This window comes from Mixta mediterraneensis (assembly GCF_030283135.1).
Taxonomy (GTDB): domain Bacteria; phylum Pseudomonadota; class Gammaproteobacteria; order Enterobacterales; family Enterobacteriaceae; genus Pantoea; species Pantoea mediterraneensis.
The window spans coordinates 47369-73270 of the sequence record NZ_JASUAZ010000003.1; the positions used below are offsets into that span (position 1 = coordinate 47369).

Genomic DNA, 25902 nt, shown 5'->3' on the forward strand with positions numbered 1-25902 from the left:
GCCCCGTTTCTTTGTTTTATGCCGCAACATCATCCTGACGCAATACACGATGTCCATGCGCGATTAGCGCATCCGTTACCCGACGCATTAAACGACTCTCTGGCGCAAAGCGATGCCAGTACAACATGCGACGCTGATACAGCCCCGGCGTTAAGTCAATCAGCTCCCCGCTCGCCAGTTCGCGCTCAATCTGCAGATGCGGAATCATACAGCAGGTAGAACCCTGGCGCGCCATCTGCACAAAGGCTTCCGACGAGTTAACGATATGACAAGGCACGCTGCCGGGTGATAAGTCGAAATTCTGCTGTAAAAACGCCTGATGCATATCATCCAGATGATCAAACGCGACCGCAGGGGCTTTCAATAGTGCCGACCGCGTGACGCCATTTGGGAAGAAGCGATCGGCAAAATCACGCGAAGCCACAAACAGATAATCCAGCGCACCCAGCTGATCAACCAGGCAACTTGGCAGCGGCTGCGGCTGGATACTGACCGCACCAACCACTTCACCGCGGCGTAAACGTTCCTGAGTGCGAGTTTCATCTTCTACCTGCAAATTCAGGCGAACTGGCGAGTCAGCTAACACATCTTTCAGTGCCGGAAGCAGCCAGGTCGCCAGACTGTCGGCGTTGACCGCCAGCGACAACAGCAGCGGCGTGGTGCCGCTATTATCATCGCCGCCCAGCCACTCTTCTTCCAGCAGCTCAACCTGATGCAGCAAGGCCAGTAATTTTTGTCCCTGCTCGGTCGGGCGGGGGGGAACGGTACGCACCAGCAGCGGCTGCCCAAACAGGTTTTCCAGCTGTTTGATACGCTGCGAGACCGCTGACTGGGTAATACATAATTTTTGTGCGGCGCGCTCAAAGCCGCGTTCACGAATCACAGCATCCAGCGCCTGAAGCGTTCGATAATCGGGGCGTTTCACTATTTTTTCTCTCTCCTTCAGGGTGGACGTTACTATGCCATAAAAGTGTCACATGTGACGGATGTCTGATTTTTTTGTGGGCTGGCTTCCAAAGCGCTTAATCCACCACGATCAGCCAGGCACTTTTAACAAGCCTTGCTTTATACTACGCGCACTTCGTTGTCGCACAGGTTTTAAACATATCATGACCCAGGATGAACTGAAAAAAGCGGTAGGTTGGGCTGCACTTGACTATGTGCAACCGGGAACCGTTGTTGGCGTAGGCACCGGAACGACCGCTGCACACTTTATCGATGCACTTGCCACCATGAAGCATCAGATTGAAGGCGCGGTATCAAGCTCGGAAGCCTCAACCCAAAAGCTGAAAAGCCTCGGTATTCACGTGTTTGACCTCAACGAAATCGATACGTTATCGGTTTACGTGGATGGGGCGGATGAAATCAATCCACACATGCAGATGATCAAAGGCGGTGGCGCAGCGCTAACGCGTGAGAAGATTGTCGCGGCAGTGGCTGAAAAATTTATCTGTATCGCCGATGCCTCTAAAGAAGTGGATGTGCTGGGCCGGTTTCCATTGCCGGTTGAAGTTATTCCGATGGCGCGCAGCTACGTGGCACGTGAATTAGTGAAAATGGGAGGATTGCCGGAATATCGCCAGAAAGTCGTCACCGACAACGGCAATATTATTCTCGATGTGCATAATCTGAAAATACTCGATCCGATTGCGCTGGAAAAAAACATCAATGCACTGGCTGGTGTGGTGACGGTGGGCCTTTTCGCCACGCGTGGCGCGGATATAGCGCTGATTGGTGGCCCGGACGGCGTAAGAACTATCAAGAAATGATCTATCCGGCGCCTTCAGCGCGCCGGTAATTTTTGCTCGTGAAATATCTTTTCTTGCTCAGGTGAAATTTGGTGACTTATGTCACATAAGCGCCATCGACAGCGGATTCATTCTTTCTTATTTGCTCAGATCCCGATTTTGTACGGCAATGTGCTGCTACTGGACGTTGCCGTGCTGGTAGCAAGGCAATCGTTTGTATTGCCGGACGCGTAAATTTTGATATTTTGACAGAAGGCTGGCTTATGGCAGTCCTCATTGAATTCTGAATAGGGTCGGGAAATGGCAAAGGTATCACTGGAAAAAGACAAGATTAAGTTCCTGCTGGTGGAAGGTGTCCATCAGAGCGCGCTGACTAACCTGCGTGCAGCAGGTTACACCAATATTGAATTCCACAAAGGTGCTCTGGATTCGGAGGCGTTAAAAGCATCCATCCGTGACGCACACTTCATCGGTATCCGTTCCCGCTCCCAACTGACCGAAGAGATCTTTGCAGCGGCTGAAAAGCTGGTAGCCGTTGGCTGTTTCTGCATTGGTACTAATCAGGTCGATCTGGAGGCCGCTGCTAAGCGTGGTATTCCGGTGTTTAACGCCCCGTTCTCTAATACCCGCTCGGTTGCCGAACTGGTTATTGGTGAAATGCTGCTCATGCTGCGTGGTATTCCTGAAGCGAATGCCAAAGCGCATCGCGGAATCTGGAATAAAAATGCGAAAGGTTCGTTTGAAGCACGCGGCAAAAAACTCGGCATTATTGGTTATGGTCATATTGGGATGCAGTTAGGCGTGCTGGCTGAAAGCCTGGGCATGTATGTTTATTTCTATGACATCGAAAATAAGCTGCCGCTCGGCAATGCTAACCAGGTGAGTAGCCTGAATGAACTGCTGAACATGAGTGATGTGGTAAGCCTGCACGTGCCGGAAACCGCATCTACTCAGGACATGATCGGGGCTGAGCAGCTGGCGCAGATGAAGCCAGGCGCGCTGTTGATTAATGCCTCACGCGGAACGGTAGTGGATATTCCGGCTCTGTGTGAAGCGCTGGCAAGCAAGCAGGTAGGCGGCGCCGCAATTGACGTTTTCCCGGTAGAACCGGCAACCAACAGCGATCCGTTTATTTCTCCGCTAAGCGAGTTTGATAACGTGATCCTGACGCCACATATCGGTGGTTCAACCGAAGAAGCGCAGGAAAACATCGGGATTGAAGTGGCTGGCAAGCTGGCTAAATACTCCGATAACGGTTCTACTCTTTCGGCGGTAAATTTCCCGGAAGTGTCATTGCCCATGCACGGTGCCAGCGCCAGTCGCTTGCTGCACATCCATGAAAATCGTCCGGGTGTGCTGACCGCTATCAACCAGATCTTTACTGAGCAGGGCGTGAATATCGCCGCACAGTATCTGCAAACGTCGCCGTTTATGGGCTATGTGGTAATTGATATTGATGCAGAGAAAGAGCGGGCAGATAAAGCATTGCAGCTGATGAAGGCCATTCCAGGCACCATCCGCGCACGCTTGCTTTACTGATCCTCAGAGAAAGAGGCGCTACTGGCGCCTCTTTTTTACTCCCATAACCACAGCTTTGACGGCGTTAAGATGGCCGGTAATGGCACATCCCATGCTGCGACCGGAAGGGCATCCACCAACTGGCAATCATGTGCCAGACCAACCGGCAAAAATCCATGCTGCTTCCAGTTCTGTAGCGTGCGGTCGTAAAACCCGCCCCCCATACCTAATCGTTGTCCCTGACAGTCAAATGCCACCAGCGGCACCATCATCACGTCGAGCTGATCGAGCGTAATCATGTTACGAATATCCAGTGGCGGTTCAGGAATACGCAATTTATTGGGGGTGAGGACGGTGTCAGGCGAGTAGCGCAGAAATAACAGATTCCCTGGCGAGAAAGGATGTAAGACCGGCAGATAGATATGCTTTTTTTGCTGCCAGAGTTTGGCAATCAGCGGGCGTGTATTGAGCTCGCCATCCGCTGACAGAAACAGAGCGATATTTTGCGCTTCAGTAACCGGAGCAAAATTGATGGCATGTTCTGCCAGCAGATCAGCGGCGGTTTCTTGCTGTTCAGCGGTTAAGGCGCGGCGCAGATGACGCACATGCTGACGAATATCATGCCGTTGTAACAGAGAAGGGTGTGACATGCTTTCCCCGCAGGATAAGTCGCTGATGCCGCAACTATATCATGCAACACGGGGAAGGAAAGCAGGACTACTAAAGAGGAGATCTCCGAGATGCCGCCGTAGGCTGTAACCCTTGAACCCTTGGTTCAAGGTGAACATGCCGTCGCAACCATCAGGCTTCTCGGACGAACCGAGCATGCTCACAGGTTACGGAGCGTCACATTCTGTTTTTTTGAAATATCGGCTCAGGGGACTGGCCCACATGCAAACATCTCAGAGAATTTTTACTTCATCGTCATTGTTATCGCGACCATGAAGTTTTATTCGAACTTCGCATCCTGACGATCAGTTATGCGACCTTGCTCAACTAATGCTTGTTCAATCGTCTGCTGTAACATTCTGATGCGTTGTTCCATGTTAGCAGCATAATCACGCGTCTTGTTTTTTTCTTGCGCCAGCTCGTGGCAAATGTTTAACGCGGCGATGAACACCAGTTGTTCTGTATTGGTGACTCTAGTGCGAACTTTTAGATCTTGCAACCGTTGATTGAGGTCTTCAGCCGCTGCATTCAGCGCATCTTGCTGTTCAGGCGGACAATTCACTCTCAACGAACGACCAAAAATTTGTAAATCTACCGGTTGTGCAGACATGCCACCTTCCTGACTGATTACTTAGCCCGCAACTCCCTTAGCGGTCAACGGCTTGGGAGGCGGGCAACTATATAGACCCGCTAAATAAGTTACAACCCCTTTTCTGGAAACCTTGAGGCAGCTAGTGGTAGCATAACACGAACTTATTCTGCCAACGACGATGAAAACTTATGTCCTTACAGAACGCAACCCCCAATTACAACGCGCTGGCGGCGGCGCTGTCGCAGCAAGGTGTTGGGATGACACCAGCGGAAATGCATGGGCTGATTAGCGGCATCCTTTGTGGCGGAAATCAGGACCCGAGCTGGAAAACGCTGGTGCATGACTTAACCAATGAAGGCATCGCTTTTTCGCAAAGCCTGTCATTGCCCCTGCAATCCCTGCATGAAAGCATTGCAGAGGCGCTGGAAGACGAAGGGTTCCTCTTTCAGCTAATGTTGCCAGATGACGATGACATCACGGTTTTTGACCGTGCCGATGCGCTGGCTGGCTGGGTAAACCATTTTCTGCTTGGTCTTGGCGTCACACAGCCTAAATTGGACAAAGTGACCGGCGAAACCGGCGAAGCGATTGATGATTTGCGCACCATCGGGCAGCTCGGTTATGACGAGGATGAAGATCAGGAAGAGCTCGAACAGTCGCTTGAAGAGGTCATTGAATACGTGCGCGTAGCGGCATTGCTGTGCCATGACACCTTTAATCATCCGCAGCCTACCGCACCTGAAGTGCAGAAACCTACGCTACATTAAGCCGGACATCTCAGGATACTCACGCACTTATCTCAACGGGAAATGCAGACATGATTTCACTGGAAACTTTTCAGCAGCGTCGTCAGGCATTATTAGCAAAAATGGCGCCAGGCAGCGCGGCGTTAATTTTCGCAGCGCCGGAAGTCACCCGCAGCCATGACACCGAATATCCGTTTCGTCAGAACAGCGACTTTTGGTATTTCACCGGCTTTAATGAGCCACAGGCGTTATTAGTGCTAATCAAAAGCAATGAAACGCACAATCACAGCGTACTGTTTAATCGCGTGCGCGATCTTACCGCTGAAGTCTGGTTTGGTCGCCGTCTGGGACAAGACGCTGCACCCGCTAAGCTGGCCGTAGATCGCGCGCTTCCCTGGGATGATATTGGCGAGCAGCTACATTTGCTGCTGAACGGCCTGGATGTGGTTTATCACGCGCAAGGTGAGTATGCCGAAACCGATACCTTAGTCTTCAGTGCGCTCGACAAGCTGCGTCGCGGTTTTCGCCAGAATTTAAGCGCGCCTGCAACAATTACCGACTGGCGTCCCTGGGTGCATGAGATGCGCCTGTTCAAAAGCCCGGAAGAGATTGAGATTCTGCGTCGGGCCGGAAAAATCAGCGCGCTGGCGCATAGGCGCGCGATGGAGTGCTGTCGCCCAGGTATGTTTGAATATCAGCTGGAAGGCGAAATCCACCACGAATTTACCCGTCACGGCGCGCGTTTCCCTTCTTACAACACCATTGTCGGTTCTGGCGAGAATGGCTGCATCCTGCATTACACCGAAAACGAGTCTGAGCTACGCGATGGCGATCTGGTGCTGATTGACGCGGGCTGTGAATTTCATGGCTATGCGGGCGACATTACCCGCACCTTCCCGGTGAACGGCAAGTTTAGCGAGCCGCAGCGCGCCATCTACGACATTGTACTGGCTTCGCTGTATAAATCGCTGTCGATGTTTCGCCCCGGCATCAGCATCCGCGAAGTGAATGATGAAGTGGTGCGCATTATGGTAACGGGTCTGGTTGAGCTGGGTGTGTTGCAGGGTGAAGTTGATGTCTTAATCGCTGAAAATGCGCATCGTCAGTTTTATATGCATGGTTTAGGTCACTGGCTGGGTCTCGATGTGCATGATGTGGGTCATTATGGTACGCCAGGCCGTGATCGTATTCTCGAACCCGGCATGGTGTTAACGGTTGAGCCGGGACTTTACATCGCGCCAGACGCCGATGTGCCAGTGGAATACCGTGGGATCGGTATCCGCATTGAAGATGACATTGTTATCACCGAAACCGGTAACGAAAACCTCACCGACAGCGTCGTCAAAGACGCTGAGGCGATCGAAGCCTTAATGGCGGCGGCGCAGCGCGCATGAGCATAATCATTGCCGGTGGCGGGATGACCGGTGCGACACTGGCGCTGGCGATTTCACATTTAACGCAAGGCCAGCTGCCGGTAACGCTGATTGAAAGCCGCGAACCCACCAGCCGCGCGCATCCTGGCTACGATGGACGTGCCATTGCCCTGGCGGCAGGCACCTGCCAGCAATTAGCAGATATTAATCTCTGGCACAGCCTCGAAAGTTGCGCCACGCCGATTACGCATATCCATGTCTCTGATCGCGGTCACCTGGGCTTCGTTTCCATGAACGCGGAAGAATACGGTATCCCTGCACTCGGACAGGTCGTTGAACTGTTTGATGTCGGCCAACGTCTGTTTTCCAGGTTAAAGCAAGCACGCGGCGTTACTTTACGTTGTCCGGCGCGCGTTACCCAGACGTCGCGCACCCAGGATAAGGTCCGGGTGACGCTGGACAATGGCGAGCAGCTGGAAGGGGCATTATTAGTCGCTGCTGACGGTTCACGCTCTGCGCTTGCCGCGTCGTGCGGGATCCAGTGGCAAACCGAGGACTATCAGCAACTGGCGTTGATTGCTAACGTGACGACGCAACAGCCGCATCAGGGGCGCGCTTTTGAACGTTTTACCGAGCACGGCCCGTTGGCGTTGTTACCGATGTCGGACAATCGACTGTCACTGGTGTGGTGTCATCCTTTAGCCGTACGTAGCGAGATTGAAAGCTGGAGCGACAGCGAGTTTTTAATGCAGCTACAGCGTGCGTTTGGTTGGCGCTTAGGTAAATTTATCCAGACCGGCCAGCGAGAATGTTATCCCCTGGCTTTGCAGCAGGCGACGCAGCAAATTACGCACCGCGTCGCGGTAGTGGGGAATGCCGCGCAAACGTTGCATCCGATCGCCGGGCAAGGCTTCAACCTGGGGCTGCGTGATGTCATGTCTTTAGCGGAAACGCTGGCGGCGGCGCATCGTCATCAACAGGATGCTGGCAGCTACCCGGTTTTACATCATTATCAACAGCGTCGTGAGCGCGATCGTGCAACAACTATTGGCATCACCGACAGCCTGGTGCGCCTATTTGCCAATCGTCACGCCCCGCTAATTGTTGGCAGAAATCTGGGCTTACTGGCGATGGATCATCTGCCGTGGCTGCGAAATCAACTGGCCGAGCGCACGCTGGGTTGGGTTAAGCGTTAATTAAGGAACAGCGATGCAAACTTTTGATGTGGTGATAGCCGGTGGCGGCATGGTGGGTCTGGCGGTTGCCTGTGGCTTGCAGGGCAGCGGGCTGCGTGTTGCCGTGCTGGAAAAAGCGGCTGAACCACAATTTGATGCCAACGCATCGCCGTCTATCCGCGTATCAGCGATTAACGCCGCCAGCGAGCGTCTGCTGCAAAAGCTGGACGTCTGGTCGACTATTCTGTCGCTGCGTGCCAGCGCTTATCATGGTATGGAAGTGTGGGATCAGGACAGCTTCGGTTCCATCTCTTTCGATGATGAGCAACAGGGCTTGTCGCACCTGGGCCATATTATTGAGAATCCCGTCATCCACAGTGCGCTGTGGCAGCGCGCCGCTGTTTGCAGTGACGTGACTTTAATGGCGCCATCGCAGCTACAGCAGGTAGCATTTGGCGATAACGAAGCCTTTATCACCTTGCAGGACGGCAGCATGTTAAGTGCACGCCTGCTTATTGCCGCCGACGGCGCGAATTCATGGCTGCGAAATAAAGCCGATATTCCCGTGACCTTCTGGGATTATGATCATCATGCGCTGGTTGCCAATATTCGCACCGATTTACCGCATGATGCCGTCGCCCGGCAGGTATTTCATGGTGATGGCATCCTGGCGTTTTTGCCCATGCAGGACCCACATCTTTGCTCAATTGTCTGGTCGCTATCACCGCAGGAATCAAGCCGCCTGGAAACCATGCCCGCAGCGCTGTTTAATCAACAGCTGGCGGTCGCGTTTGATATGCGCCTTGGTCAGTGCCATCTGGAAAGCGAGCGTAAATCGTTCCCGCTTACGGCGCGTTATGCCCGCAATTTCGCTGCCCACAGGCTGGCACTGGTTGGCGATGCCGCTCACACTATTCATCCACTGGCAGGTCAGGGGGTTAATCTTGGCTTTATGGATGCAGCAGAATTAATTGGCGAAATTCGTCGTCTGCAACAGGACGGTAAAGATATAGGACAGCACCTGTATCTGCGTCGGTATGAACGCAGCCGTAAACACAGCGCGGCGCTGATGCTGGCGGGCATGCAAAGCTTTCGTGAAATATTTGCGGGCCATCATCCCGCGAAAAAACTGCTAAGAGATGTCGGGCTTAAGCTGGCAGACACGCTGCCAGGCGTAAAGCCTGTGATGTTAAAGCAGGCGATGGGCTTGAATGATATGCCTGACTGGCTACGCTAATCAACGTGCTTCAGAAACCAGCATTTTTGCTGGTTTTTTTATGTCTGCTTTTCGGTTGCACAATAAAAAGGCGGAGGTGCCCTTTCATTGTGCCTCGTTTGATTTATTCTAATTTTGCGCCCACATTCGCGTTACTTTTATTTATCTGAAATCGTTTTTGCCAAAGTGTTTTTTTTACATCCTGCGTAGCATTCCGCATAAATTTGCTGTGAATAAATAATATCGCTGTATTTATTGTGTAATAAATCACAAAAACATGGTTTTTTATCCTGCCTGCAATCGAAGTTGGCTACGCTATGCGTCGCGTTTCGACCCCGTTCTGCTTATGGTTAATCGCTACATTCGGTGGTAACGTCAGCGCAAAGAGAACGTTTGCGTCGGCTCGGAATGTGACGCTCGTTGTACCTCACTCGCTTCTGTACAGGATGATTATGACTCAGCAAACGCCTTTGTTTGAACAGCATCAGCTCTGTAGTGCCCGCATGGTGGATTTTCATGGCTGGATGATGCCGCTGCATTACGGTTCCCAGATAGATGAACATCATGCGGTGCGCAATGACGCCGGCATGTTTGATGTCTCTCATATGACTATCGTTGATCTGAAAGGCCCACGAACCCGTGAGTTTCTTCGTTACCTGCTGGCTAATGACGTCGCGAAGCTCACCCAGCCTGGTAAAGCGCTTTATACCGGCATGCTGAACGCATCAGGTGGTGTCATTGACGATTTGATTGTTTACTTTATGAACGAAGATTTCTTCCGCCTGGTGGTGAACTCAGCCACGCGTGAGAAAGATCTCGCGTGGATCGGTGAACATGCACAAGCCTATGGCATTTCGCTGACCGAGCGCGACGATCTGGCACTGATTGCCGTTCAGGGGCCGCAGGCACAGCAGAAAGTGCAGACCCTGCTCAGCGCCGAACAGCGTCAGGCGGTGGAGGGAATGAAGCCATTCTTTGGTGTACAGGCGGATGATCTTTTTATCGCGACTACCGGTTATACCGGCGAAGCCGGATATGAAATCGCCTTACCTGCGGGCAAAGCGGCGGAGTTCTGGCAGCGCCTGGTGGCGGCAGGTGTTAAGCCTGCGGGCCTGGGCGCACGTGACACGCTGCGTCTGGAAGCGGGTATGAATTTATACGACCAGGAGATGGATGAAGGTGTTTCGCCACTGGCGGCCAACATGGGCTGGACCATCAGCTGGGAACCCAGCGATCGCCAGTTTATTGGTCGCGAAGCGCTGGAAACACAGCGCGAGCAGGGCACTGAAAAGCTGGTTGGCCTGGTAATGACCGAAAAAGGGGTATTGCGTAACGGGTTGACTGTGCGCTTTACCGATGAACACGGTCAGCCACAACAAGGCATTATTACCAGTGGCTCCTTCTCACCAACGTTGGGTTACAGCATTGCCTTAGCGCGTGTTCCGGCCAGCGTTGGCACCAGAGCGGTAGTAGAAATTCGTAACCGTGAAATGCCGGTAAACGTCACCAAACCCATTTTTGTTCGCGCCGGTAAGCCGGTCCAGTAACTTTATTCAGGAGAGAATGGCGATGAGCAATGTGCCAAATGAGTTGAAGTATCGTGAAAGCCATGAGTGGGTGCGTAAGAATGCTGATGGCTCTTACACCGTAGGGATTACCGAACATGCGCAGGAATTGCTGGGCGATATGGTGTTTGTCGATCTGCCTGACGTTGGCGCAACTTTTGCGGCTGGTGAAGAGTGCGCCGTCGCGGAATCTGTAAAAGCGGCTTCGGACATCTACGCGCCAGTCAGTGGTGAGATTGTTGCTGTTAACGAAGCCCTGGGCGATTCACCGGAAACGGTTAATAACGATCCCTATCAAGAGGGTTGGCTGTTTCAAATTAAAGCCAGTGATGAGTCAGAGTTCGACTCGTTGCTGGATGCGGATGCCTATAAAGCGTCTATTGACGAATAATCGTTACGCGGCCTCACAGAGAGGCCGCACCTGTTGTTGCTTCCTTAGTTTCCCAGCCCGATTCAGGATTTACTGCTAATGAACCAGACTCTCAGCCAGCTTGAACACAACGGCGCATTTATTGAGCGCCATATCGGTCCTTCGCCAGAGCAACAAGCGGCCATGCTTGATGCTGTCGGTGCCAGTTCGCTGGAGGCGTTGATCGGCTCTGTCGTCCCTGCGGATATTCAGCTACCTGGCCCGCCAGCCGTAGGAGAGGCCGCTACCGAGCAGCAGGCACTGGCAGAACTGAAAGCCATTGCCAGCCAGAATCTGCGTTATAAATCCTGGATCGGTATGGGTTACAGCGCGGTGATTACGCCACCCGTTATTCTGCGTAATATGCTGGAAAATCCGGGCTGGTACACGGCCTACACGCCTTATCAGCCAGAAGTTTCACAGGGCCGCCTTGAAGCGCTGTTAAATTTCCAGCAGGTCACTATTGATCTGACTGGCATGGATGTGGCGTCCGCATCATTACTGGACGAAGCCACCGCCGCTGCCGAAGCGATGGCGATGGCGATGGCGAAGCGTATCAGCAAGCTAAAAACGGCCAATAAATTCTTCATCGCCCAGGATATTCATCCGCAAACGCTGGACGTAGTACGAACCCGCGCAGAGACCTTTGGTTTCGAGTTGATTATCGATCACGCTGACAACGTGCTGGATCACGCTGATCTGTTTGGCGTGCTGCTACAACAGGTTGGCACTACCGGCGAAGCGCATGATTACAGCAAGCTGATTACCGAGCTGAAAGCGCGCAAAGTGATCGTCAGCGTCGCGGCTGATTTTATGTCGTTAGTCATGCTGGAAGCACCGGGCAGGCAGGGCGCCGATATTGTCTTTGGATCAGCGCAGCGTTTCGGCGTGCCGATGGGCTACGGTGGGCCTCACGCCGCATTCTTTGCCAGCCGTGATGAGCATAAACGTTCCATGCCAGGTCGCATTATCGGCGTTTCTCGTGATGCGGCAGGTAATACCGCGCTGCGTATGGCGATGCAAACCCGTGAGCAACATATCCGTCGTGAGAAAGCTAACTCCAATATCTGTACTTCACAGGTGTTGCTGGCCAACATCGCCGGTTTGTATGCTGTTTTTCACGGCCCGGCGGGTCTGAAGCGCATTGCGTCACGCATTCACCGCTTTACCAATATTCTGGCTGCGGGTCTGCAAAACGGCGGCCTGCAGCTGCGTCATAACCACTGGTTTGACACGCTGACGGTGGAAGTTGCGGATAAAGCTGGCGTGCTGAGCCGTGCAATCAGCTTTGGTGTGAACCTGCGTAGCGACATCCATAACGCCGTGGGCATTACGCTGGACGAAACTACGTGTCGCGAAGATGTCAGCGCGCTGTTTGCGATTCTGCTGGGCGATGCACACGGTCAGGACATTGATAAACTTGACAGCGAAGTCGCCGCTGACAGCCAGTCGATTCCGGCAGGGCTGCAGCGTCAAAGCGATCTTCTGACTCATCCGGTGTTTAACCGTCATCACAGTGAAACTGAAATGATGCGTTACATGCACAGCCTGGAGAAAAAGGATCTGGCGCTAAACCAGGCAATGATTCCACTGGGCTCCTGTACCATGAAACTCAACGCCGCAGCAGAAATGATCCCCATCACCTGGCCTGAATTCGCTGAACTCCATCCTTTCTGCCCGGCAGAGCAGGCGGCAGGGTATCTGCAGATGATTGGGCAGCTGTCACAATGGCTGGTGCAATTAACCGGTTATGATGCGCTGTGCATGCAGCCAAACTCCGGCGCGCAGGGTGAATATGCCGGCCTGCTGGCCATCCGCCGTTATCACGAAAGCCGTAGCGAAGGACATCGTCATTTATGCCTGATCCCCAGCTCCGCCCACGGTACTAACCCCGCTTCTGCGCAAATGGCGGGTATGGACGTGGTAGTCGTCGCCTGCGATAAACAGGGCAACATTGATTTAGGCGATCTGCGGGAAAAAGCCGCACAGGCGGGCGACAGGCTTTCCTGCATCATGGTGACATACCCATCGACTCACGGCGTGTATGAAGAAACTATCCGCGAAGTGTGTCAGATCGTGCATCAGTATGGCGGCCAGGTTTACCTTGATGGCGCAAACATGAACGCGCAGGTCGGTATTACCACGCCAGGTTATATTGGGGCGGATGTTTCGCACCTTAACCTGCACAAAACGTTCTGCATTCCACACGGCGGTGGCGGTCCGGGTATGGGACCGATCGGCGTAAAAGCGCACCTGGCGCCTTTTGTGCCGGGTCACAGCGTGGTGCAAATTGATGGTATCCTGACGCAGCAGGGCGCGGTATCCGCTGCGCCATTTGGTAGCGCGTCAATCCTGCCAATCAGCTGGATGTATATTCGTATGATGGGTGCGGAAGGTCTGAAACAGGCCAGTTCAGTAGCCATTCTGAATGCCAACTACATAGCCAGCCGGCTGCAATCTGCTTATCCAGTTCTGTATACCGGTCGTGATGGCCGCGTAGCGCATGAATGTATCCTTGATATTCGTCCGTTGAAAGAGCAAACCGGTATCAGTGAGCTTGATATTGCTAAACGCCTGATTGATTACGGTTTCCATGCGCCGACTATGTCCTTTCCGGTTGCCGGTACGCTGATGGTTGAGCCGACCGAATCAGAAAGTAAAATTGAGCTGGATCGCTTTATTGATGCAATGTTGTCAATCCGTATGGAGATCGATCGCATAGCTGATGGAGAATGGCCAGCGGACGACAATCCGCTGGTTAACGCACCGCATACCCAGATGGAGGTGGTCGGCGAATGGACGCATCCTTACAGCCGTGAGCTGGCCGTGTTCCCGGCAGGCAGCCACAACAAATACTGGCCGACGGTGAAGCGTCTGGATGATGTGTTCGGCGACCGTAATTTGTTCTGCTCGTGCGTGCCGATGAGTGAGTACGCCTGATTTATCCGTCATACGTTGCTTCGCGCGTTGGCTATGCGTATTCGCCCGGCTCGCTTACTTCAGGAAGAGCGCCGGGATGCATTCACTTATCGCCTTCCTGCAACGAGCATGATTGAGGGTAAATACAGCAAACGCGTTTGACTTAAAGGGCCGGTTTCGGCCCTTTTCTGTTAAAGAAAATAAAGATCGGGAGACAATGATGGAACTTGCCTTAGTCACCGGTGCCAGCCGCGGCATTGGACGCGCCACCGCGCTATTGCTGGCGAAAAAGGGTTATCGCGTAGCGGTCAATTATCATCAGCGTGAAGCGGACGCGTTGTCGGTAGTGGCAGAAATTCAGCGCCAGGGGGGCGAAGCCTTTGCGGTACAGGCCAATATCGCCAATGAAGCGCAGCTAATGACCCTGTTTCAGCGGCTGGATGCAGAAGACGCGACGTTAACCGTACTGGTTAACAATGCCGGAATTTTATTTCAGCAATGTCGCGTCGAAGAGCTGACGGCGGCGCGCATTCAGCAGGTTTTCGCCACCAATGTCACAGGTACTTTTCTTTGCTGTCGTGAGGCGGTGAAACGCATGGGCACACATCACGGCGGTAAAGGTGGCGCTATCGTCAACGTCTCTTCGGCGGCAGCGCGGCTGGGTGCTGCGGGTGAATATGTGGATTACGCGGCGTCAAAAGGCGCAATGGATACGCTCACTGAAGGCTTATCGCTGGAAGTGGCGCAGCAGGGCATTCGCGTTAACGGGGTACGGCCTGGATTCATTTATACCGAAATGCATGCCGACGGCGGCGAACCGGGCAGAGTAGATCGTGTCGCCAGCGCTATTCCATTGGGGCGCGGCGGCCAGACAGAAGAGATTGCCGAAGCGATTGTCTGGTTAGCCAGCGAGGCCGCATCTTATATCACCGGCAGCATTATTGATGCCGCAGGTGGACGTTAAACGCCACAGTGAGAGCGGCGGCGTTGACGGTTTGCCACTTTCGCCGTTGCTGGCAAACACCTGTTAATACCGGCTAACGCTTTTTTTGCCTGTTATTCGTCGCCTTCTGGAAAGGTGTACGTTCAGACAGGTGAGATGGAAAAGATTTAAAACTCATTGCGGCAAACAGTGCGATCGCCTGTTGGCAATGGGAACAGAGCGTTATTGCCTGTTGATTAAGATAAAAGTTGCGGACTGAGTGTCATCGATTCGCGACTGACACCGGACTGTTCTGCCAACACGTGAATGGTCATATAACTGGCGCTTTGGTGGTGCCTGTTGATGAGTTGTTAACCCTGCATTTTGACGGTAAGAAAGCTGGCAAGCCCGTAGCACGGGACCACCAAAAAAATACGTATTGTGCAGTGGAGCGACAGGCAGTTTGTCAGTTTCAGAACGGCTGTGAATTATTACGACGGCGGCAGATTAATTTTGGCGTACATGTGTATACTGAAATTATTCCTGTTACTCAGGTGCTCAGATATTCCGCAGTTGCTACTTTTTTGAAGGACCCCTTTTATGACCGCTAACCGTTTATTGCTACCGGGGTATTCTCTGGCAGAGGAGATCGCTAACAGCATCAGTCACGGTCTGGGTTGCCTGTTTGGTGTCGTTGGGCTGATATTGTTGCTGACACAGGCGATGGAAATGGGTGTGGGGGCCACAGCCATTACCAGTTACAGCCTGTACGGCGGCAGCATGATTTTGCTGTTTCTTGCCTCGACGCTGTATCACGCTATTCCACATCCGCGCGCTAAACCCTGGCTGAAAAAGTTCGATCACTGCGCGATTTACTTGCTGATCGCCGGAACCTATACGCCATTTTTGCTGGTAGGATTGAAATCACCGCTGGCCACCGGACTGATGGTGGTGATCTGGAGCCTGGCGCTGGCAGGCATCATTTTTAAACTGACGATTGCTCACCGTTTCAAAGCGCTATCACTGGTAACCTATTTGAGTATGGGTTGGTTGTCGCTGGTGGTGATTTATCAGCTAGCGGTGAAGCTTTCAGCCGGTGGTGTGTGGCTGCTGGCCGCTGGGGGGATTATTTACTCGCTGGGTGTGATTTTTTATGTGTCGCGCCGAATCCCCTATAACCATGCTATCTGGCACGGGTTTGTATTGGGTGGCAGCATTTGTCACTTTTGCGCAATCTATTTCTACGTGCTGTAAAAAGGGCGGGTAGTTTTCCCGCCCCGTCACTGGCTTCGCCTTTCAACGTGCGGCGCCACGTTATCTGTAAACGAATCTCATAAGCACTGAAGAAACGTCAGAGTCTGGCAGACAACATATCTTCCAGCTTTTGCTGGTCCATGGCGAACTGACGAATGCCTTCAGCCAGTTTCTCAACCGCCATCGCGTCCTGATTATGTTCCCAACGGAATTCTGCTTCGGTCAGAGGTGACGGCCGGTTGAGCACCTCGCTGGAAGGCGTAAGTATGCGTTCCAGCGGTGCAGTACTGGCTTCAAGTTCCTGCAACAAAGCAGGCGAAATGGTCAGGCGATCGCAACCCGCCAGCGCCAGAATCTGCTCGGTTTTGCGGAAACTGGCGCCCATAATGACCGTATCGTAGCGATGAGATTTGTAATACTGATAGATGCCCCGCACCGACATCACGCCAGGATCGCTCTCCGCCTCGTAATGATCCTGCGGATTGCGGCTGTGATACCAGTCATAGATTCGGCCAACAAAGGGCGAGATAAGGAAAACTCCGGCTTCAGCGCAGGCGCGCGCCTGCGCGAAGGAAAACAGCAGTGTCAGGTTGCACTGAATACCGTTACGCTCAAGTTCTTCAGCAGCCCGTATCCCTTCCCAGGTTGACGCCAGCTTGATCAGAATACGCGAGCGGTTAATGCCTTGTTCCTCATACATGCGTACCAGCTTTTCAGCTTTGGTTACGCACATGCCGCGATCAAATGACAAACGCGCATCCACTTCGGTAGAAACGCGTCCCGGCACGCTTTTTAAAATCTCCAGGCCCAGGTTCACCGCCACGCGATCGCTGGCATTGATAATTTGTGTTTGTTTGCTGCCACCCTGGGTTTTGGCGTAGTCGATAGCGTCATTAATCAGGTGTTTGTAGGCGTCAAGGCTGGCGGCTTTAAGAATCAATGAGGGATTGGTGGTGGCGTCATGCGGATGATAATGCCGTATAGAATCAATATCGCCACTGTCAGCCACTACGGTCGTATGCTGTTTTAACGCCTCTAACTGATTCATCACTTCACTCCATAACGAGAAAATAAGGCGGCAACAGAGCGACAGGCGCACTTTTTCCTGCGAAGCAACGTCGCAACGTAATGCGTGATAGCTGAAGACGCCTGAAACAGGCGAAGCCGTCAGACGGCTTCGCATGAAGATGTGAGGGGGGCTTATTTTGCCTGACACGCCTGTTCGTAATAATCGATTTTTTCCACTTTAGCGGTAGAGCCGCCACCTTCAAACTCGGACGCCATCCAGGCATTGACGATATTTTTTGCCAGCTCCGGACCAATGACGCGCGCACCCATTGTCATGATCTGGGCATTATTACTCTTACGCGCACGTTCAGCTGAGAAGGTGTCATGGCATTGTGCAGCGCGTACGCCCGGCACTTTGTTCGCCACGATGGCCACGCCTATGCCGGTGCCACACAGCAGAATGCCGCGATCGTGTTTGCCATCTTTAACGGCGTTAGCCAGCGCAAAGGCGACATCGGGATACATGGGACGCTCATTTTGCGCATCATTGCTGTAATCCAGCACGTCGAATTGTTTCTCTTCTAAATGACGTTTGATCACATTTTTCAGTTCAATGGCCGCATCATCGGCACCAATTGCGATTGTTTTCATCGTTTACTCCAGTAGGTTACCCGGTTCAACCCGCCTGCATCGCAGGTCAAAAGATGTTCATCCCTAGCCTGCCACACTTCTGCTCATATGTTCAATGGTCGTTCATTTGTTTTTTGCGGATCTTTTTCTCACCTTCTGGCTGGAAACCCCTTATGTGGCCTGCTTTGTCACTGAAATGGTGACATGAATCCGAAAAAAATTTTGTTTTGGATCATTTGAACGGCTTCACAGTTTTAACAAGTGCAGTTGAGGGATGAGCAATTATACGTGTAGTGTTCATTTGTTCGCGCAGTAATACCAATGCACAAGAAGACCCGCCGAGGACTCGAACATGCGTTACAAAAATCTTACATGTACCTGCACCGACAATGCGTACTGCGTATTGCCAACACCAACGTTCTTTTATCGCGCCCGTATCGGAGATGCGTCATGACCCAGGCAACAATGGCAGCGGTTGAACAATCCGCTGTTCGTAAAATTTCCTGGCGACTGGTTCCGTTTGTCGCCCTGATGTTCTTCATTAACTTCCTTGACCGAACCGCGATCTCTTTCGCCGGTCCCAACGGCATGGCGCAGGATTTGGGGCTGACGGCGGTGCAGTTTGGTCTGGCATCCGGCGTATTCTTTATTGGCTACATCCTGTTAGAAGTGCCGAGCAACCTGGCGCTACATCGCTTCGGTGCGCGTCGCTGGCTGGCGCGGATTATGATCAGCTGGGGCATCGTGTCACTGCTGTTTACCTGGGTAAGCAGCGTGCCGGGGTTATATGGTCTGCGCTTGCTGCTGGGTATTGCCGAAGCCGGTTTTTTTCCAGGGGCGATTCTTTATCTAAGCATGTGGGTTCCGGCTCGCCATCGCAGCAAAATCCTGTCGCTTTTCTATCTCGCCCAACCGCTGACCGTGGTATTTGGTGCGCCGTTAGCGGCGGCCTTTATTGAGCAGCATGGTTTGTTCGGACTGGCGGGCTGGCGCGTGATGTTCCTGGGCGTTTCTATCCCGGCGATCCTGATCGGCATTATGGCCTTGCTCTGGCTGGTGGATTCGCCGCGCCAGGCGAAATGGCTGACCAGCGAAGAGAAAACCTGGCTGACCAATGAACTGGAAGCGGAGAGCAACGCAAAACAGCAGAAAGGCCATCAAAGTTTGCGTTCCGTCATGGGCAATGGCCGCGTATGGATGCTGTGCCTGATCTACTTTGGTTTTATTTATGGCCTGTATGCGCTGGCTTTTTTCCTGCCAACCATCATTGGTGGCTTCCAGCAGCAGTTTGGCACCACCTTTAACGTGATGCAGAAAGGAATCATTACCGGTGTGCCGTATCTGGTTGCTGCGGTCGTGATGTTCTTCTGGTCACGCGATGCGTCACGTCGCGGTTGTAAAACCTGGCATATCGCTATTCCCGCCCTGGCAGGCGCCATCAGCGTGCCACTGGCGCTTTATATGGATTCGCCATTTACCACCATTCTGGTGATTGCGATTACCGCCAGCTCAATTTTTTCCGCCTTGCCGAACTTTTGGACCTTGCCTACGCAATTCCTGTCAGGGGCGTCTGCTGCTGCTGCCATCGCCCTAATCAACACCCTAGGCAACGTAGCGGGGTTCTCGGCGGGTTATATCACGGGCGCGCTGCACGACGCGACGCAAAGTTACACCGTACCGATGTTTGTGGTAGGCGGATTTATGCTGCTATCAGCTGTGCTGATGCTGCTGTTAAACCGTAGCCGCCAGATTCAGCCGACCTCTTTAGCACAGGAGCAATAACGATGACCTACCTGTTTAACCAACCTTCAGCCTTTGCCTCCGAACTGATCGAAGGATTTGTCGCCGCAAACGCAGACAAAGTGCGGCAGGTGCCGGGCGGCGTAGTACGCAGTACGCGCAGCCAACCGGGCAGCGTAGCGGTTATTGTCGGCGGTGGCTCAGGGCACTATCCGGCATTTGCCGGATTAGTCGGGCAGGGTCTGGCGCATGGTGCGGCGATGGGGAACCTGTTTGCTTCACCTTCCGCACAGCAAATTTACAATGTGGCGCGTGCCGCAGATAACGGCGGCGGCGTGTTGCTGATGTTCGGCAACTATGCAGGCGATGTGCTGCATTTCGGCCAGGCGTGTGAACGTTTGCGCAGTGAAGGTATTCCTTGCGAAGTGCTGGCGGTTACCGATGACGTTTCCAGCGCCAGTGCAGATGAAATTGAAAAGCGTCGTGGCGTGGCAGGCGATCTCACGGTATTCAAAGTGGCCTGTGCGGCGGCAGAAGCGGGCCACGATTTAGCCAGCGTGTTGAAAGTGGCAAGCCATGCCAATGATCGCACCCGCTCATTTGGCGTCGCGTTTTCCGGCTGCACTTTGCCGGGTGCGTCCCATCCGCTGTTTGAAGTGGGAGAAGGCCGCATGGCGCTGGGCTTAGGCATTCACGGTGAGCCGGGGATTAAAGAAACCGACGTACCGACTGCAAATGAGCTGGCCGAGATTTTTGTGGATCGCCTGCTTAGCGAACTGCCGCAGGATATTACACAGGCGGAAGGTCAGCGCGTGGCGGTGATTCTCAATGGTCTGGGAACGGTAAAATACGAAGAGTTATTTGTTGTCTATCGTCGTGTTGCCCAACTGCTTGAAGCAGCAAAACTACAGGTTATTGAGCCCGATGTCGGCGAATTCGTCACCAGCTTCAACATGGCGGGCGCATCATTAACACTGATGTGGCTCGACGATGCGTTAGAAACCTTCTGGCGCGCGCCCACAAATGCCCCGGCTTATCGTAAAGGCAGCGTGATTGTCGCCGAACAGCTGGCGCCAGCGGAATGCGTGGAGCAGGCGCAGGAAACCTTGCCGCAGGCGAGCGCTGAATCGCAGGCAAGCGCCCAACGCGTGCTGCAACTGCTGGAAGCGGTAGCGAAAATGCTGCAAGCCAACGCTGAAAAACTGGGAGATATTGATGCGGTAGCGGGCGATGGCGATCACGGCATTGGCATGGAACGCGGCGTTTTGGGCGCGGTAGAAAAAGCGCGTGAAGTTGCCAGGCGGGGAGCCGGAGCGGGAACGCTACTGTGCCGCGCCGCCGATGCCTGGGCAGACAAAGCGGGAGGCACGTCCGGCGCGTTATGGGGCGTAGCGCTGACCGCGCTTGGCACGGCGCTTGGCGATCAACAACAACCTGATGCACAGCGCGTCGCCAGTGGCGTGCGTCACGCACAGGAAGGCATTATGCACTTTGGTAAAGCCAAAGTGGGCGACAAAACCATGGTCGATGTGCTGGTGCCATTTGCCGACAGCCTGAACGATGCCGTAGCTAAAGGCGAATCACTGACAGCCGCATGGTTACAGGCAGCGAAAATAGCCAATGAAGCAGCCCAGGCCACCGCGCAGTTACTGCCCAAAATGGGCCGCGCCCGTCCGCTGGCAGAAAAAAGCCTCGGCACGCCTGATGCGGGGGCCATTTCTCTGGCGATGATCGTCGATACAGTGGGAAATCTACTCAACGATAACGCGACCGCAGATCAAGGAGTATAAGCATGTCTCAACCTGCCATTTGGCTGGGCGTCAGCCTGAAAATGTACTTCGGCTATCAGCAAACGCTGACATGGTGTCGCGATGTCTCCGAGCTGGCGCGTCGTCATCCAGCGATCGTGAGCGGTGAAATCGGACTGTTTGTTCTGCCTGCTTACCCGGCGATCCCCGCTGTTGCGGAGATTTTTGCCGACACCCCGGTACGCTTTGGCGGACAGGACGTTTGTCAGGCCGAAAACGGCGCATGGACCGGCGAAGTCAGCGCCAGCATGTTACAGGAGCTGGGCTGTTCGCTGGCAGAAATTGGTCATGCCGAACGTCGTCGTCATTTTCATGAAGATAAAACGCAGATCGCCGCCAAAGTGGCAATGTCGTTACGCCATGGTTTGACGCCGGTATTGTGCATTGGTGAAGAACAGGAAGGCGAACACGCCCAGGCGATTGCACTTTGCCAGCAGCAGCTGGCCGAAGCGTTAGCCAGTGCGGAACAGCAGGGGCTGCGCGGCAGCGTATTTTTTGCCTACGAACCGCAATGGGCGATTGGCGCGCCACAACCCGCGCCCGACAGTTACATCCGCGCGGTATGCGCCGGTTTAGGTGATTTACCGACCCCCGCCGGGATCGATTTGCAGGTGATTTATGGCGGCAGCGCCGGTCCTGGCCTGATTCAACGGCTGGCAGGAGACGTTGATGGTCTGTTCCTTGGCCGTTTTGCTCACGATCCTGACGCGTTGGCGCAAATTGTTGATGAAGCCAGTGCGCTGCTCAGGGAGACCCCATGAGCCGTATCGGACTCAGCACTTACGCTTTTTTCTGGCGTATGTCATCGCAGGTGCCAAACCCATTAAGCCTGGCGCAGATGCTGGAGCAAACGGCAGCGCTCGACGTTTCCGTGTTCCAGATTTGTGATTATCCCGCCATTGAAAGCTGGACAGACGCGCAGCTTCAGGAGTTACGTCAGCAGGCAGACGCGCTAGGCATCACCATTGAACTGGGTACGCGTGGTTTGGGTACTGAGCATCTGCAACGGTATCTGCATATGGCGCGCATTCTGGATGCCCGCGTTGTGCGTTCGATGTTCTATACCGCCAGCCATCGCCCTTCGCTGGAAGAGGCTGCACAGCTGATTGAAGCTATCCTGCCCCAGTATGCGCGTCAGCAGGTAAGGCTGTGTCTTGAGACTTACGAACAGGTTAAAACCGCCGATATGATGTCGGTGATCAACCAGTTCCCGTCGCCCTGGCTGGGGGTATGCCTTGATCCCGCTAACTGCGTCGCCGGGCTGGAATTGCCTGAACAGGTCATTGCCAACACCGCCGCGCGCGTCGGCAATTTACATATCAAAGATTTCGCTTTTTCCCGTCGGGACGGTTGGGTGGGTTTCACCTACGCCGGTTGCCTGATGGGAGAAGGCCTGCTCGATTACGACCGGATGATCGCCAGCGTGCGACCGGCGGAAAAGGGCATCAATCAAATCGTCGAACACTGGTTACCGTGGCAGGAAGAGGCAGACCTCACCTGCCAGCGTGAAGCCGAGTGGACACTTCGCACCGTGGAATTCTTACGTAGTAAACAAGCTCAGGAGTAATAACAATGAATCCCTTAAAAACCATTACCGTGATTGGCGCAGGCGGCAAAATGGGCATGCGCATCTCTGCTAATTTCCAGAAAAGCGATTATCAGGTTTTTTACTGCGAGAATTCCGCCAGTGCGCAGGAGCAGGTCACAGCCCAGGGCCGTGAACTCTCCGATGCGGCTTCTGTCGTGCCGTTGAGTGGTGTGGTCATTCTGGCCGTGCCGGATATTGTGCTGGGCAAAGTGTCTGAAAGCGTCGTGCCACAGATGAAAAAAGCGGCGGTGCTGTTAACGCTTGATCCGGCTGCGGCCTACGCTAATCTGATCGCGCATCGTGAAGATATTGATTACGCAGTAGCGCATCCTTGCCATCCTTCGGTATTCCTTGATCGTTACACCAAAGAAGAGCACGCCGATGCTTTTGGTGGCGTAGCGGCAATTCAGCACGTTGCGGCGTCTTATGAAGCGGGCAGCGACGAACAGAAAGCAGAACTGAGCAAAGTCATCAGCGTCATGTACGGCCCGGTTGAAACGGTACACTGGGTAACGGTAACGCAGCTGGCTTACCTTGAACCGACGCTGGTCGAAACCGTGGCCTGTATGGTGGGTGCGTTTATGAAAGAAGCGCTGGATGAAACAGTTAAGCACAGCGGTGTGCCAGAAGAGGCCGCCAAAGCGATGTTGTATGGCCACATACAGATCGCACTGGCAGTGGCTTTCCGCGCCACCAACCCCTTCTCTGATGCCTGTATGATCGCCATGGAATATGGCCGCGAGAAGATTGTTAAGCCTGACTGGAAACAGATCTTCGATCAGAAAGAGCTGGATATTGTGATTGCCCGTATGCTGAAAATTGATGCCATTCGTCGTTAATCTGTAATGTTAGCGCGGCTCAAAGAGTCAATACCTGGCGATTTGAGCCGCATCAGTGATATAAATCCCCTCCGGAAACGCCTGTGCTTAGTCAGGTAACTCGTTGCGAGACAGATAACGCATGGAAAAACACACGCTCTCTCAGGATTCCGAACTGCTGACAGAAATTGCCGTTGCCTATTATCAGGATGAAACTACTCAGGAGGAGATAGCGCGTAAATTTGGCATTTCACGTATCAAAGTTGGACGACTGTTAAAACGCGCCAGAGAAGAAGGCATTGTTGAGATTAACGTGCGCTACCATCCGGTATTCAGTACCCGTCTTGAGCAACAGCTTCTTGATCGTTTTCCTCAGTTACAACGTGCGCTGATTTCCCTGGATCTACAGGATGACGATGAACAACGTCGTCAGGTGGCGGCGTTGGTGTCTACCTATCTTGAGCAATCGTTAAAAGAGAGTTCGGTCGTGGCTGTCGGGCAGGGACGTAATGTCGCAGCGGTTGCCGATCATCCCGGCCAGGTGCCTACGCGTAACTGCCATTTTATCAGCGGCATTGGCGGTACACATCGTCCTGGCGATGCGATCAATGCGGACCACATTAGTAGGCGACTGGCGAAAAAATTTGGTGGCATCAGCGAAACGCTATATGCCCCTGCCTATGTTGAAAATCGTGCGTTAAAAGAAGCCTTTATGCAAAACGGCACGATTAAAGAGACCCTTGACCGCGCACGCAAAGCGGATATTGCGTTGGTGGGTATCGGCGACATGAATGAAAACAGCTATATGGTGAAGCTGGGCTGGTTTACGCCGCATGAAATTATCGACGCCAGCCTGAATCAGGGCGTAACCGGCGACGTGGCAGGCTACGACTTTTTCAATTCTCAGGGCCAGCATGTTGATACGGTGATGAATGACCGGGTGATTGGGTTGAGTATTGATGAGTTACGCAAGATCCCCTGCGTGATTGCGTTAGCTTCAGAGAATACTAAAGCGCTGGCGATTCTGGGGGCGCTGCGGACAGGCGCGATAGATATTATCGCTACCACCGCACAGAATATTCGGACCATTTTAAATATGACGCAGTAGTTTCAGCGCGCCGCATTCTCTTTTCCTGGCTTCCCCCGTCTGCAAATAAAACCGGGGGAAGGGGATAATGTACTGATCTGTCAGGCTTCGTCTAGCGAATACGGCAGTGGTTGAATGGTCAGTTGACCGCCTTCATCACCCTCTACCCGTAAAATGCTGTCTGGCTCAAGATCGTTATTCATCACTACCTGCACCCAGCAAACGCCATCGTCCAGCTGCACCGCTGACAGCACCGTACCGGTGCGGCGCCAGCGCTCGCCCATCTGCAATTCCAGCGAGTCATTTGCTACCGGAACATGGCTGGCCTGACCTGCCAGCCAGTAAAGCGCACGCTTGTTAGCACCGCGATATTTAGCGCGCGCCACCATTTCCTGGCCGGTATAACAGCCTTTCTTAAAGCTGATGGCATCCAGTGCATGCAAATTAGTGGCTTGTGGAATCAACTGTTCGCTGGTAGCCGCATCAATTACCGGAACGCCCGCTTCTATATCCAGCGCCAGCCATTGCGTGCTGTCATTCAGCTGCGCATCGTTCGCCAGCTTTTGTTGCAGCGCCTGCGCCTGCGCCAGTGTCGTCACCAGTAAGAAACGCTCAGCGGGATGCTTAAACCACAGCAGCGTGGTTTCACCCTGCTGAACCACGGGTGCCTGGTCGTCTGGTAGCGTATCAAACAGGTTAGCCAGCGCTGCGCGCGCCTGAAATCCGGCTACGCCCAGCAGCACCGCATCATCGTCAGCGGTTAGCGTCACCTTCGAAAATACGGCGTATTTTTTTAGCGCCGTTAACTGAATGTCACGTAGTTCGCGACGCACCAGGTAAGCGTAACCCTCTCCACGATGAAACAGGCGCAGGTTACTCCACATTTTGCCTTTCGCATCACAGTGTGCTGCCAGCGAGTGATGCGCTGCATCCAGTCCGGCCACGTCCAGCGTTAGCTGACCCTGCAAATAGCCGGTGCTGTCAGCGCCATAAACCGAAACCAGCACCCAGGCTTCCAGGGAAATCAGCGTTAAAGGCAGACGTGACGATGCCGCAGGTTGGCGCGGTGGTAAGGTAAAAGTAGGCATGGAGGTATCCTGAGTTGAAAGGTTCATCC

General features: G+C 53.5%; 24 protein-coding genes and 1 other RNA gene. 18 read left to right on the top strand and 7 right to left on the bottom strand.

Annotated features, from left to right (window positions below; translation table 11 throughout):
• Positions 1 to 16: 16 nt before the first annotated feature.
• Positions 17 to 925: a LysR family transcriptional regulator ArgP gene (locus QRY16_RS03370; protein WP_193405982.1), complete on the bottom strand. Its 909-nt coding sequence runs from the start codon at positions 923 to 925 to the stop codon at positions 17 to 19.
• A gap of 184 nt (positions 926 to 1109) precedes the next feature.
• Here QRY16_RS03370 and rpiA point away from each other — a divergent pair, with 184 nt between their 5' ends.
• Positions 1110 to 1769 (top strand): ribose-5-phosphate isomerase RpiA, encoded by a 660-nt coding sequence (gene rpiA / locus QRY16_RS03375; protein WP_193405983.1) that lies wholly within the window; start codon positions 1110 to 1112, stop codon positions 1767 to 1769.
• A gap of 279 nt (positions 1770 to 2048) precedes the next feature.
• Positions 2049 to 3287, top strand: a complete 1239-nt coding sequence (serA, locus tag QRY16_RS03380; RefSeq protein ID WP_289775644.1) for a phosphoglycerate dehydrogenase — start codon at positions 2049 to 2051, stop codon at positions 3285 to 3287.
• Positions 3288 to 3322: 35 nt separating this feature from the next.
• Here the strand turns inward: serA and QRY16_RS03385 are convergent, their stop codons facing one another.
• The 3 genes from QRY16_RS03385 to zapA all read right to left on the bottom strand — a co-directional run bounded on the left by QRY16_RS03385 (position 3323) and on the right by zapA (position 4545).
• Entirely contained in the window at positions 3323 to 3916 is a 594-nt protein-coding gene (locus tag QRY16_RS03385) for a 5-formyltetrahydrofolate cyclo-ligase (protein WP_289775645.1), read from the bottom strand.
• 78 nt (positions 3917 to 3994) lie between these two features.
• Positions 3995 to 4178: non-coding RNA, 6S RNA (gene ssrS, locus QRY16_RS03390), on the bottom strand.
• A gap of 37 nt (positions 4179 to 4215) precedes the next feature.
• Positions 4216 to 4545, bottom strand: a complete 330-nt coding sequence (gene zapA / locus QRY16_RS03395; protein ID WP_006120829.1) for a cell division protein ZapA — start codon at positions 4543 to 4545, stop codon at positions 4216 to 4218.
• A gap of 170 nt (positions 4546 to 4715) precedes the next feature.
• Between zapA and QRY16_RS03400 the strand changes: the two genes are divergently transcribed.
• The 10 genes from QRY16_RS03400 to trhA all read left to right on the top strand — a co-directional run bounded on the left by QRY16_RS03400 (position 4716) and on the right by trhA (position 16106).
• Positions 4716 to 5294, top strand: a complete 579-nt coding sequence (locus QRY16_RS03400; protein WP_193405986.1) for a YecA/YgfB family protein — start codon at positions 4716 to 4718, stop codon at positions 5292 to 5294.
• A 50-nt stretch (positions 5295 to 5344) separates the two neighbouring features.
• On the top strand, positions 5345 to 6667 hold the full coding sequence (gene pepP / locus QRY16_RS03405; protein WP_289775646.1) for a Xaa-Pro aminopeptidase: 1323 nt from the start codon (positions 5345 to 5347) through the stop codon (positions 6665 to 6667).
• Positions 6664 to 7842 carry a 2-octaprenyl-6-methoxyphenyl hydroxylase gene (ubiH, locus tag QRY16_RS03410; RefSeq protein WP_289775647.1) on the top strand — a complete coding sequence of 393 codons (1179 nt, stop codon included), beginning with the start codon at positions 6664 to 6666 and terminating at the stop codon, positions 7840 to 7842. The genes pepP and ubiH overlap by 4 nt, the downstream gene beginning before the upstream one ends.
• Positions 7843 to 7855: 13 nt before the next feature.
• On the top strand, positions 7856 to 9058 hold the full coding sequence (gene ubiI, locus QRY16_RS03415; protein WP_289775648.1) for an FAD-dependent 2-octaprenylphenol hydroxylase: 1203 nt from the start codon (positions 7856 to 7858) through the stop codon (positions 9056 to 9058).
• Between the two features lie 431 nt (positions 9059 to 9489).
• Entirely contained in the window at positions 9490 to 10584 is a 1095-nt protein-coding gene (gene gcvT / locus QRY16_RS03420) for a glycine cleavage system aminomethyltransferase GcvT (protein ID WP_289775649.1), read from the top strand.
• Positions 10585 to 10606: 22 nt separating this feature from the next.
• Positions 10607 to 10993 carry a glycine cleavage system protein GcvH gene (gene gcvH, locus QRY16_RS03425; RefSeq protein WP_289775650.1) on the top strand — a complete coding sequence of 129 codons (387 nt, stop codon included), beginning with the start codon at positions 10607 to 10609 and terminating at the stop codon, positions 10991 to 10993.
• A 78-nt stretch (positions 10994 to 11071) separates the two neighbouring features.
• Positions 11072 to 13951, top strand: a complete 2880-nt coding sequence (gene gcvP, locus QRY16_RS03430) for an aminomethyl-transferring glycine dehydrogenase (RefSeq protein ID WP_289775651.1) — start codon at positions 11072 to 11074, stop codon at positions 13949 to 13951.
• 199 nt (positions 13952 to 14150) lie between these two features.
• Positions 14151 to 14894, top strand: coding sequence for an SDR family oxidoreductase (locus tag QRY16_RS03435; protein ID WP_289775750.1), 744 nt, complete (start codon positions 14151 to 14153; stop codon positions 14892 to 14894).
• A 308-nt stretch (positions 14895 to 15202) separates the two neighbouring features.
• On the top strand, positions 15203 to 15463 hold the full coding sequence (locus QRY16_RS03440; RefSeq protein ID WP_289775652.1) for a hypothetical protein: 261 nt from the start codon (positions 15203 to 15205) through the stop codon (positions 15461 to 15463).
• Positions 15453 to 16106 carry a PAQR family membrane homeostasis protein TrhA gene (gene trhA / locus QRY16_RS03445; RefSeq protein ID WP_289775653.1) on the top strand — a complete coding sequence of 218 codons (654 nt, stop codon included), beginning with the start codon at positions 15453 to 15455 and terminating at the stop codon, positions 16104 to 16106. The genes QRY16_RS03440 and trhA overlap by 11 nt, the downstream gene beginning before the upstream one ends.
• A 97-nt stretch (positions 16107 to 16203) precedes the next feature.
• On the opposite strand, the gene tal is transcribed toward trhA, so the two are convergent.
• Both tal and rpiB read right to left on the bottom strand, forming a co-directional pair.
• On the bottom strand, positions 16204 to 17154 hold the full coding sequence (gene tal, locus QRY16_RS03450) for a transaldolase (RefSeq protein ID WP_289775654.1): 951 nt from the start codon (positions 17152 to 17154) through the stop codon (positions 16204 to 16206).
• Between the two features lie 152 nt (positions 17155 to 17306).
• Positions 17307 to 17765, bottom strand: coding sequence for a ribose 5-phosphate isomerase B (gene rpiB, locus QRY16_RS03455; protein ID WP_193405967.1), 459 nt, complete (start codon positions 17763 to 17765; stop codon positions 17307 to 17309).
• A 429-nt stretch (positions 17766 to 18194) separates the two neighbouring features.
• On the opposite strand from rpiB, the gene QRY16_RS03460 reads away from it, so the two are divergent.
• From QRY16_RS03460 to QRY16_RS03485, 6 genes are all read left to right on the top strand, one after another.
• A complete protein-coding gene (locus tag QRY16_RS03460; protein ID WP_289775655.1) occupies positions 18195 to 19526 on the top strand; it encodes an MFS transporter in 1332 nt (443 codons plus the stop codon).
• Between the two features lie 2 nt (positions 19527 to 19528).
• Positions 19529 to 21274: a dihydroxyacetone kinase family protein gene (locus tag QRY16_RS03465; protein WP_289775656.1), complete on the top strand. Its 1746-nt coding sequence runs from the start codon at positions 19529 to 19531 to the stop codon at positions 21272 to 21274.
• A 2-nt stretch (positions 21275 to 21276) separates the two neighbouring features.
• Positions 21277 to 22053, top strand: a complete 777-nt coding sequence (locus QRY16_RS03470) for a triose-phosphate isomerase family protein (protein WP_289775657.1) — start codon at positions 21277 to 21279, stop codon at positions 22051 to 22053.
• Entirely contained in the window at positions 22050 to 22859 is an 810-nt protein-coding gene (locus tag QRY16_RS03475; RefSeq protein ID WP_193405963.1) for a sugar phosphate isomerase/epimerase family protein, read from the top strand. Before QRY16_RS03470 ends, QRY16_RS03475 begins: the two co-directional genes overlap by 4 nt.
• A gap of 5 nt (positions 22860 to 22864) precedes the next feature.
• On the top strand, positions 22865 to 23719 hold the full coding sequence (locus QRY16_RS03480) for a phosphogluconate dehydrogenase C-terminal domain-containing protein (RefSeq protein ID WP_289775658.1): 855 nt from the start codon (positions 22865 to 22867) through the stop codon (positions 23717 to 23719).
• Positions 23720 to 23840: 121 nt separating this feature from the next.
• Positions 23841 to 24806: a sugar-binding transcriptional regulator gene (locus QRY16_RS03485; protein ID WP_289775659.1), complete on the top strand. Its 966-nt coding sequence runs from the start codon at positions 23841 to 23843 to the stop codon at positions 24804 to 24806.
• 80 nt (positions 24807 to 24886) lie between these two features.
• On the opposite strand, the gene ygfZ is transcribed toward QRY16_RS03485, so the two are convergent.
• Positions 24887 to 25873: a tRNA-modifying protein YgfZ gene (gene ygfZ / locus QRY16_RS03490; protein WP_289775660.1), complete on the bottom strand. Its 987-nt coding sequence runs from the start codon at positions 25871 to 25873 to the stop codon at positions 24887 to 24889.
• Positions 25874 to 25902: the final 29 nt, after the last annotated feature.

Excerpts from the sequence above, each read along its gene's own strand:
- QRY16_RS03475 (WP_193405963.1), top strand. The coding sequence starts at position 22,050 with ATGAGCCGTATCGGACTCAGCACTTACGCTTTTTTCTGGCGTATGTCA.
- QRY16_RS03385 (WP_289775645.1), bottom strand. The coding sequence starts at position 3,916 with ATGTCACACCCTTCTCTGTTACAACGGCATGATATTCGTCAGCATGTG.
- rpiA (WP_193405983.1), top strand. The coding sequence starts at position 1,110 with ATGACCCAGGATGAACTGAAAAAAGCGGTAGGTTGGGCTGCACTTGAC.
- ygfZ (WP_289775660.1), bottom strand. The coding sequence starts at position 25,873 with ATGCCTACTTTTACCTTACCACCGCGCCAACCTGCGGCATCGTCACGT.
- QRY16_RS03480 (WP_289775658.1), top strand. The coding sequence starts at position 22,865 with ATGAATCCCTTAAAAACCATTACCGTGATTGGCGCAGGCGGCAAAATG.
- gcvH (WP_289775650.1), top strand. The coding sequence starts at position 10,607 with ATGAGCAATGTGCCAAATGAGTTGAAGTATCGTGAAAGCCATGAGTGG.
- QRY16_RS03485 (WP_289775659.1), top strand. The coding sequence starts at position 23,841 with ATGGAAAAACACACGCTCTCTCAGGATTCCGAACTGCTGACAGAAATT.
- ubiH (WP_289775647.1), top strand. The coding sequence starts at position 6,664 with ATGAGCATAATCATTGCCGGTGGCGGGATGACCGGTGCGACACTGGCG.
- pepP (WP_289775646.1), top strand. The coding sequence starts at position 5,345 with ATGATTTCACTGGAAACTTTTCAGCAGCGTCGTCAGGCATTATTAGCA.
- QRY16_RS03400 (WP_193405986.1), top strand. The coding sequence starts at position 4,716 with ATGTCCTTACAGAACGCAACCCCCAATTACAACGCGCTGGCGGCGGCG.
- QRY16_RS03465 (WP_289775656.1), top strand. The coding sequence starts at position 19,529 with ATGACCTACCTGTTTAACCAACCTTCAGCCTTTGCCTCCGAACTGATC.
- trhA (WP_289775653.1), top strand. The coding sequence starts at position 15,453 with ATGACCGCTAACCGTTTATTGCTACCGGGGTATTCTCTGGCAGAGGAG.
- gcvT (WP_289775649.1), top strand. The coding sequence starts at position 9,490 with ATGACTCAGCAAACGCCTTTGTTTGAACAGCATCAGCTCTGTAGTGCC.
- QRY16_RS03470 (WP_289775657.1), top strand. The coding sequence starts at position 21,277 with ATGTCTCAACCTGCCATTTGGCTGGGCGTCAGCCTGAAAATGTACTTC.
- rpiB (WP_193405967.1), bottom strand. The coding sequence starts at position 17,765 with ATGAAAACAATCGCAATTGGTGCCGATGATGCGGCCATTGAACTGAAA.
- QRY16_RS03460 (WP_289775655.1), top strand. The coding sequence starts at position 18,195 with ATGACCCAGGCAACAATGGCAGCGGTTGAACAATCCGCTGTTCGTAAA.
- gcvP (WP_289775651.1), top strand. The coding sequence starts at position 11,072 with ATGAACCAGACTCTCAGCCAGCTTGAACACAACGGCGCATTTATTGAG.
- QRY16_RS03435 (WP_289775750.1), top strand. The coding sequence starts at position 14,151 with ATGGAACTTGCCTTAGTCACCGGTGCCAGCCGCGGCATTGGACGCGCC.
- serA (WP_289775644.1), top strand. The coding sequence starts at position 2,049 with ATGGCAAAGGTATCACTGGAAAAAGACAAGATTAAGTTCCTGCTGGTG.
- ubiI (WP_289775648.1), top strand. The coding sequence starts at position 7,856 with ATGCAAACTTTTGATGTGGTGATAGCCGGTGGCGGCATGGTGGGTCTG.
- tal (WP_289775654.1), bottom strand. The coding sequence starts at position 17,154 with ATGAATCAGTTAGAGGCGTTAAAACAGCATACGACCGTAGTGGCTGAC.
- zapA (WP_006120829.1), bottom strand. The coding sequence starts at position 4,545 with ATGTCTGCACAACCGGTAGATTTACAAATTTTTGGTCGTTCGTTGAGA.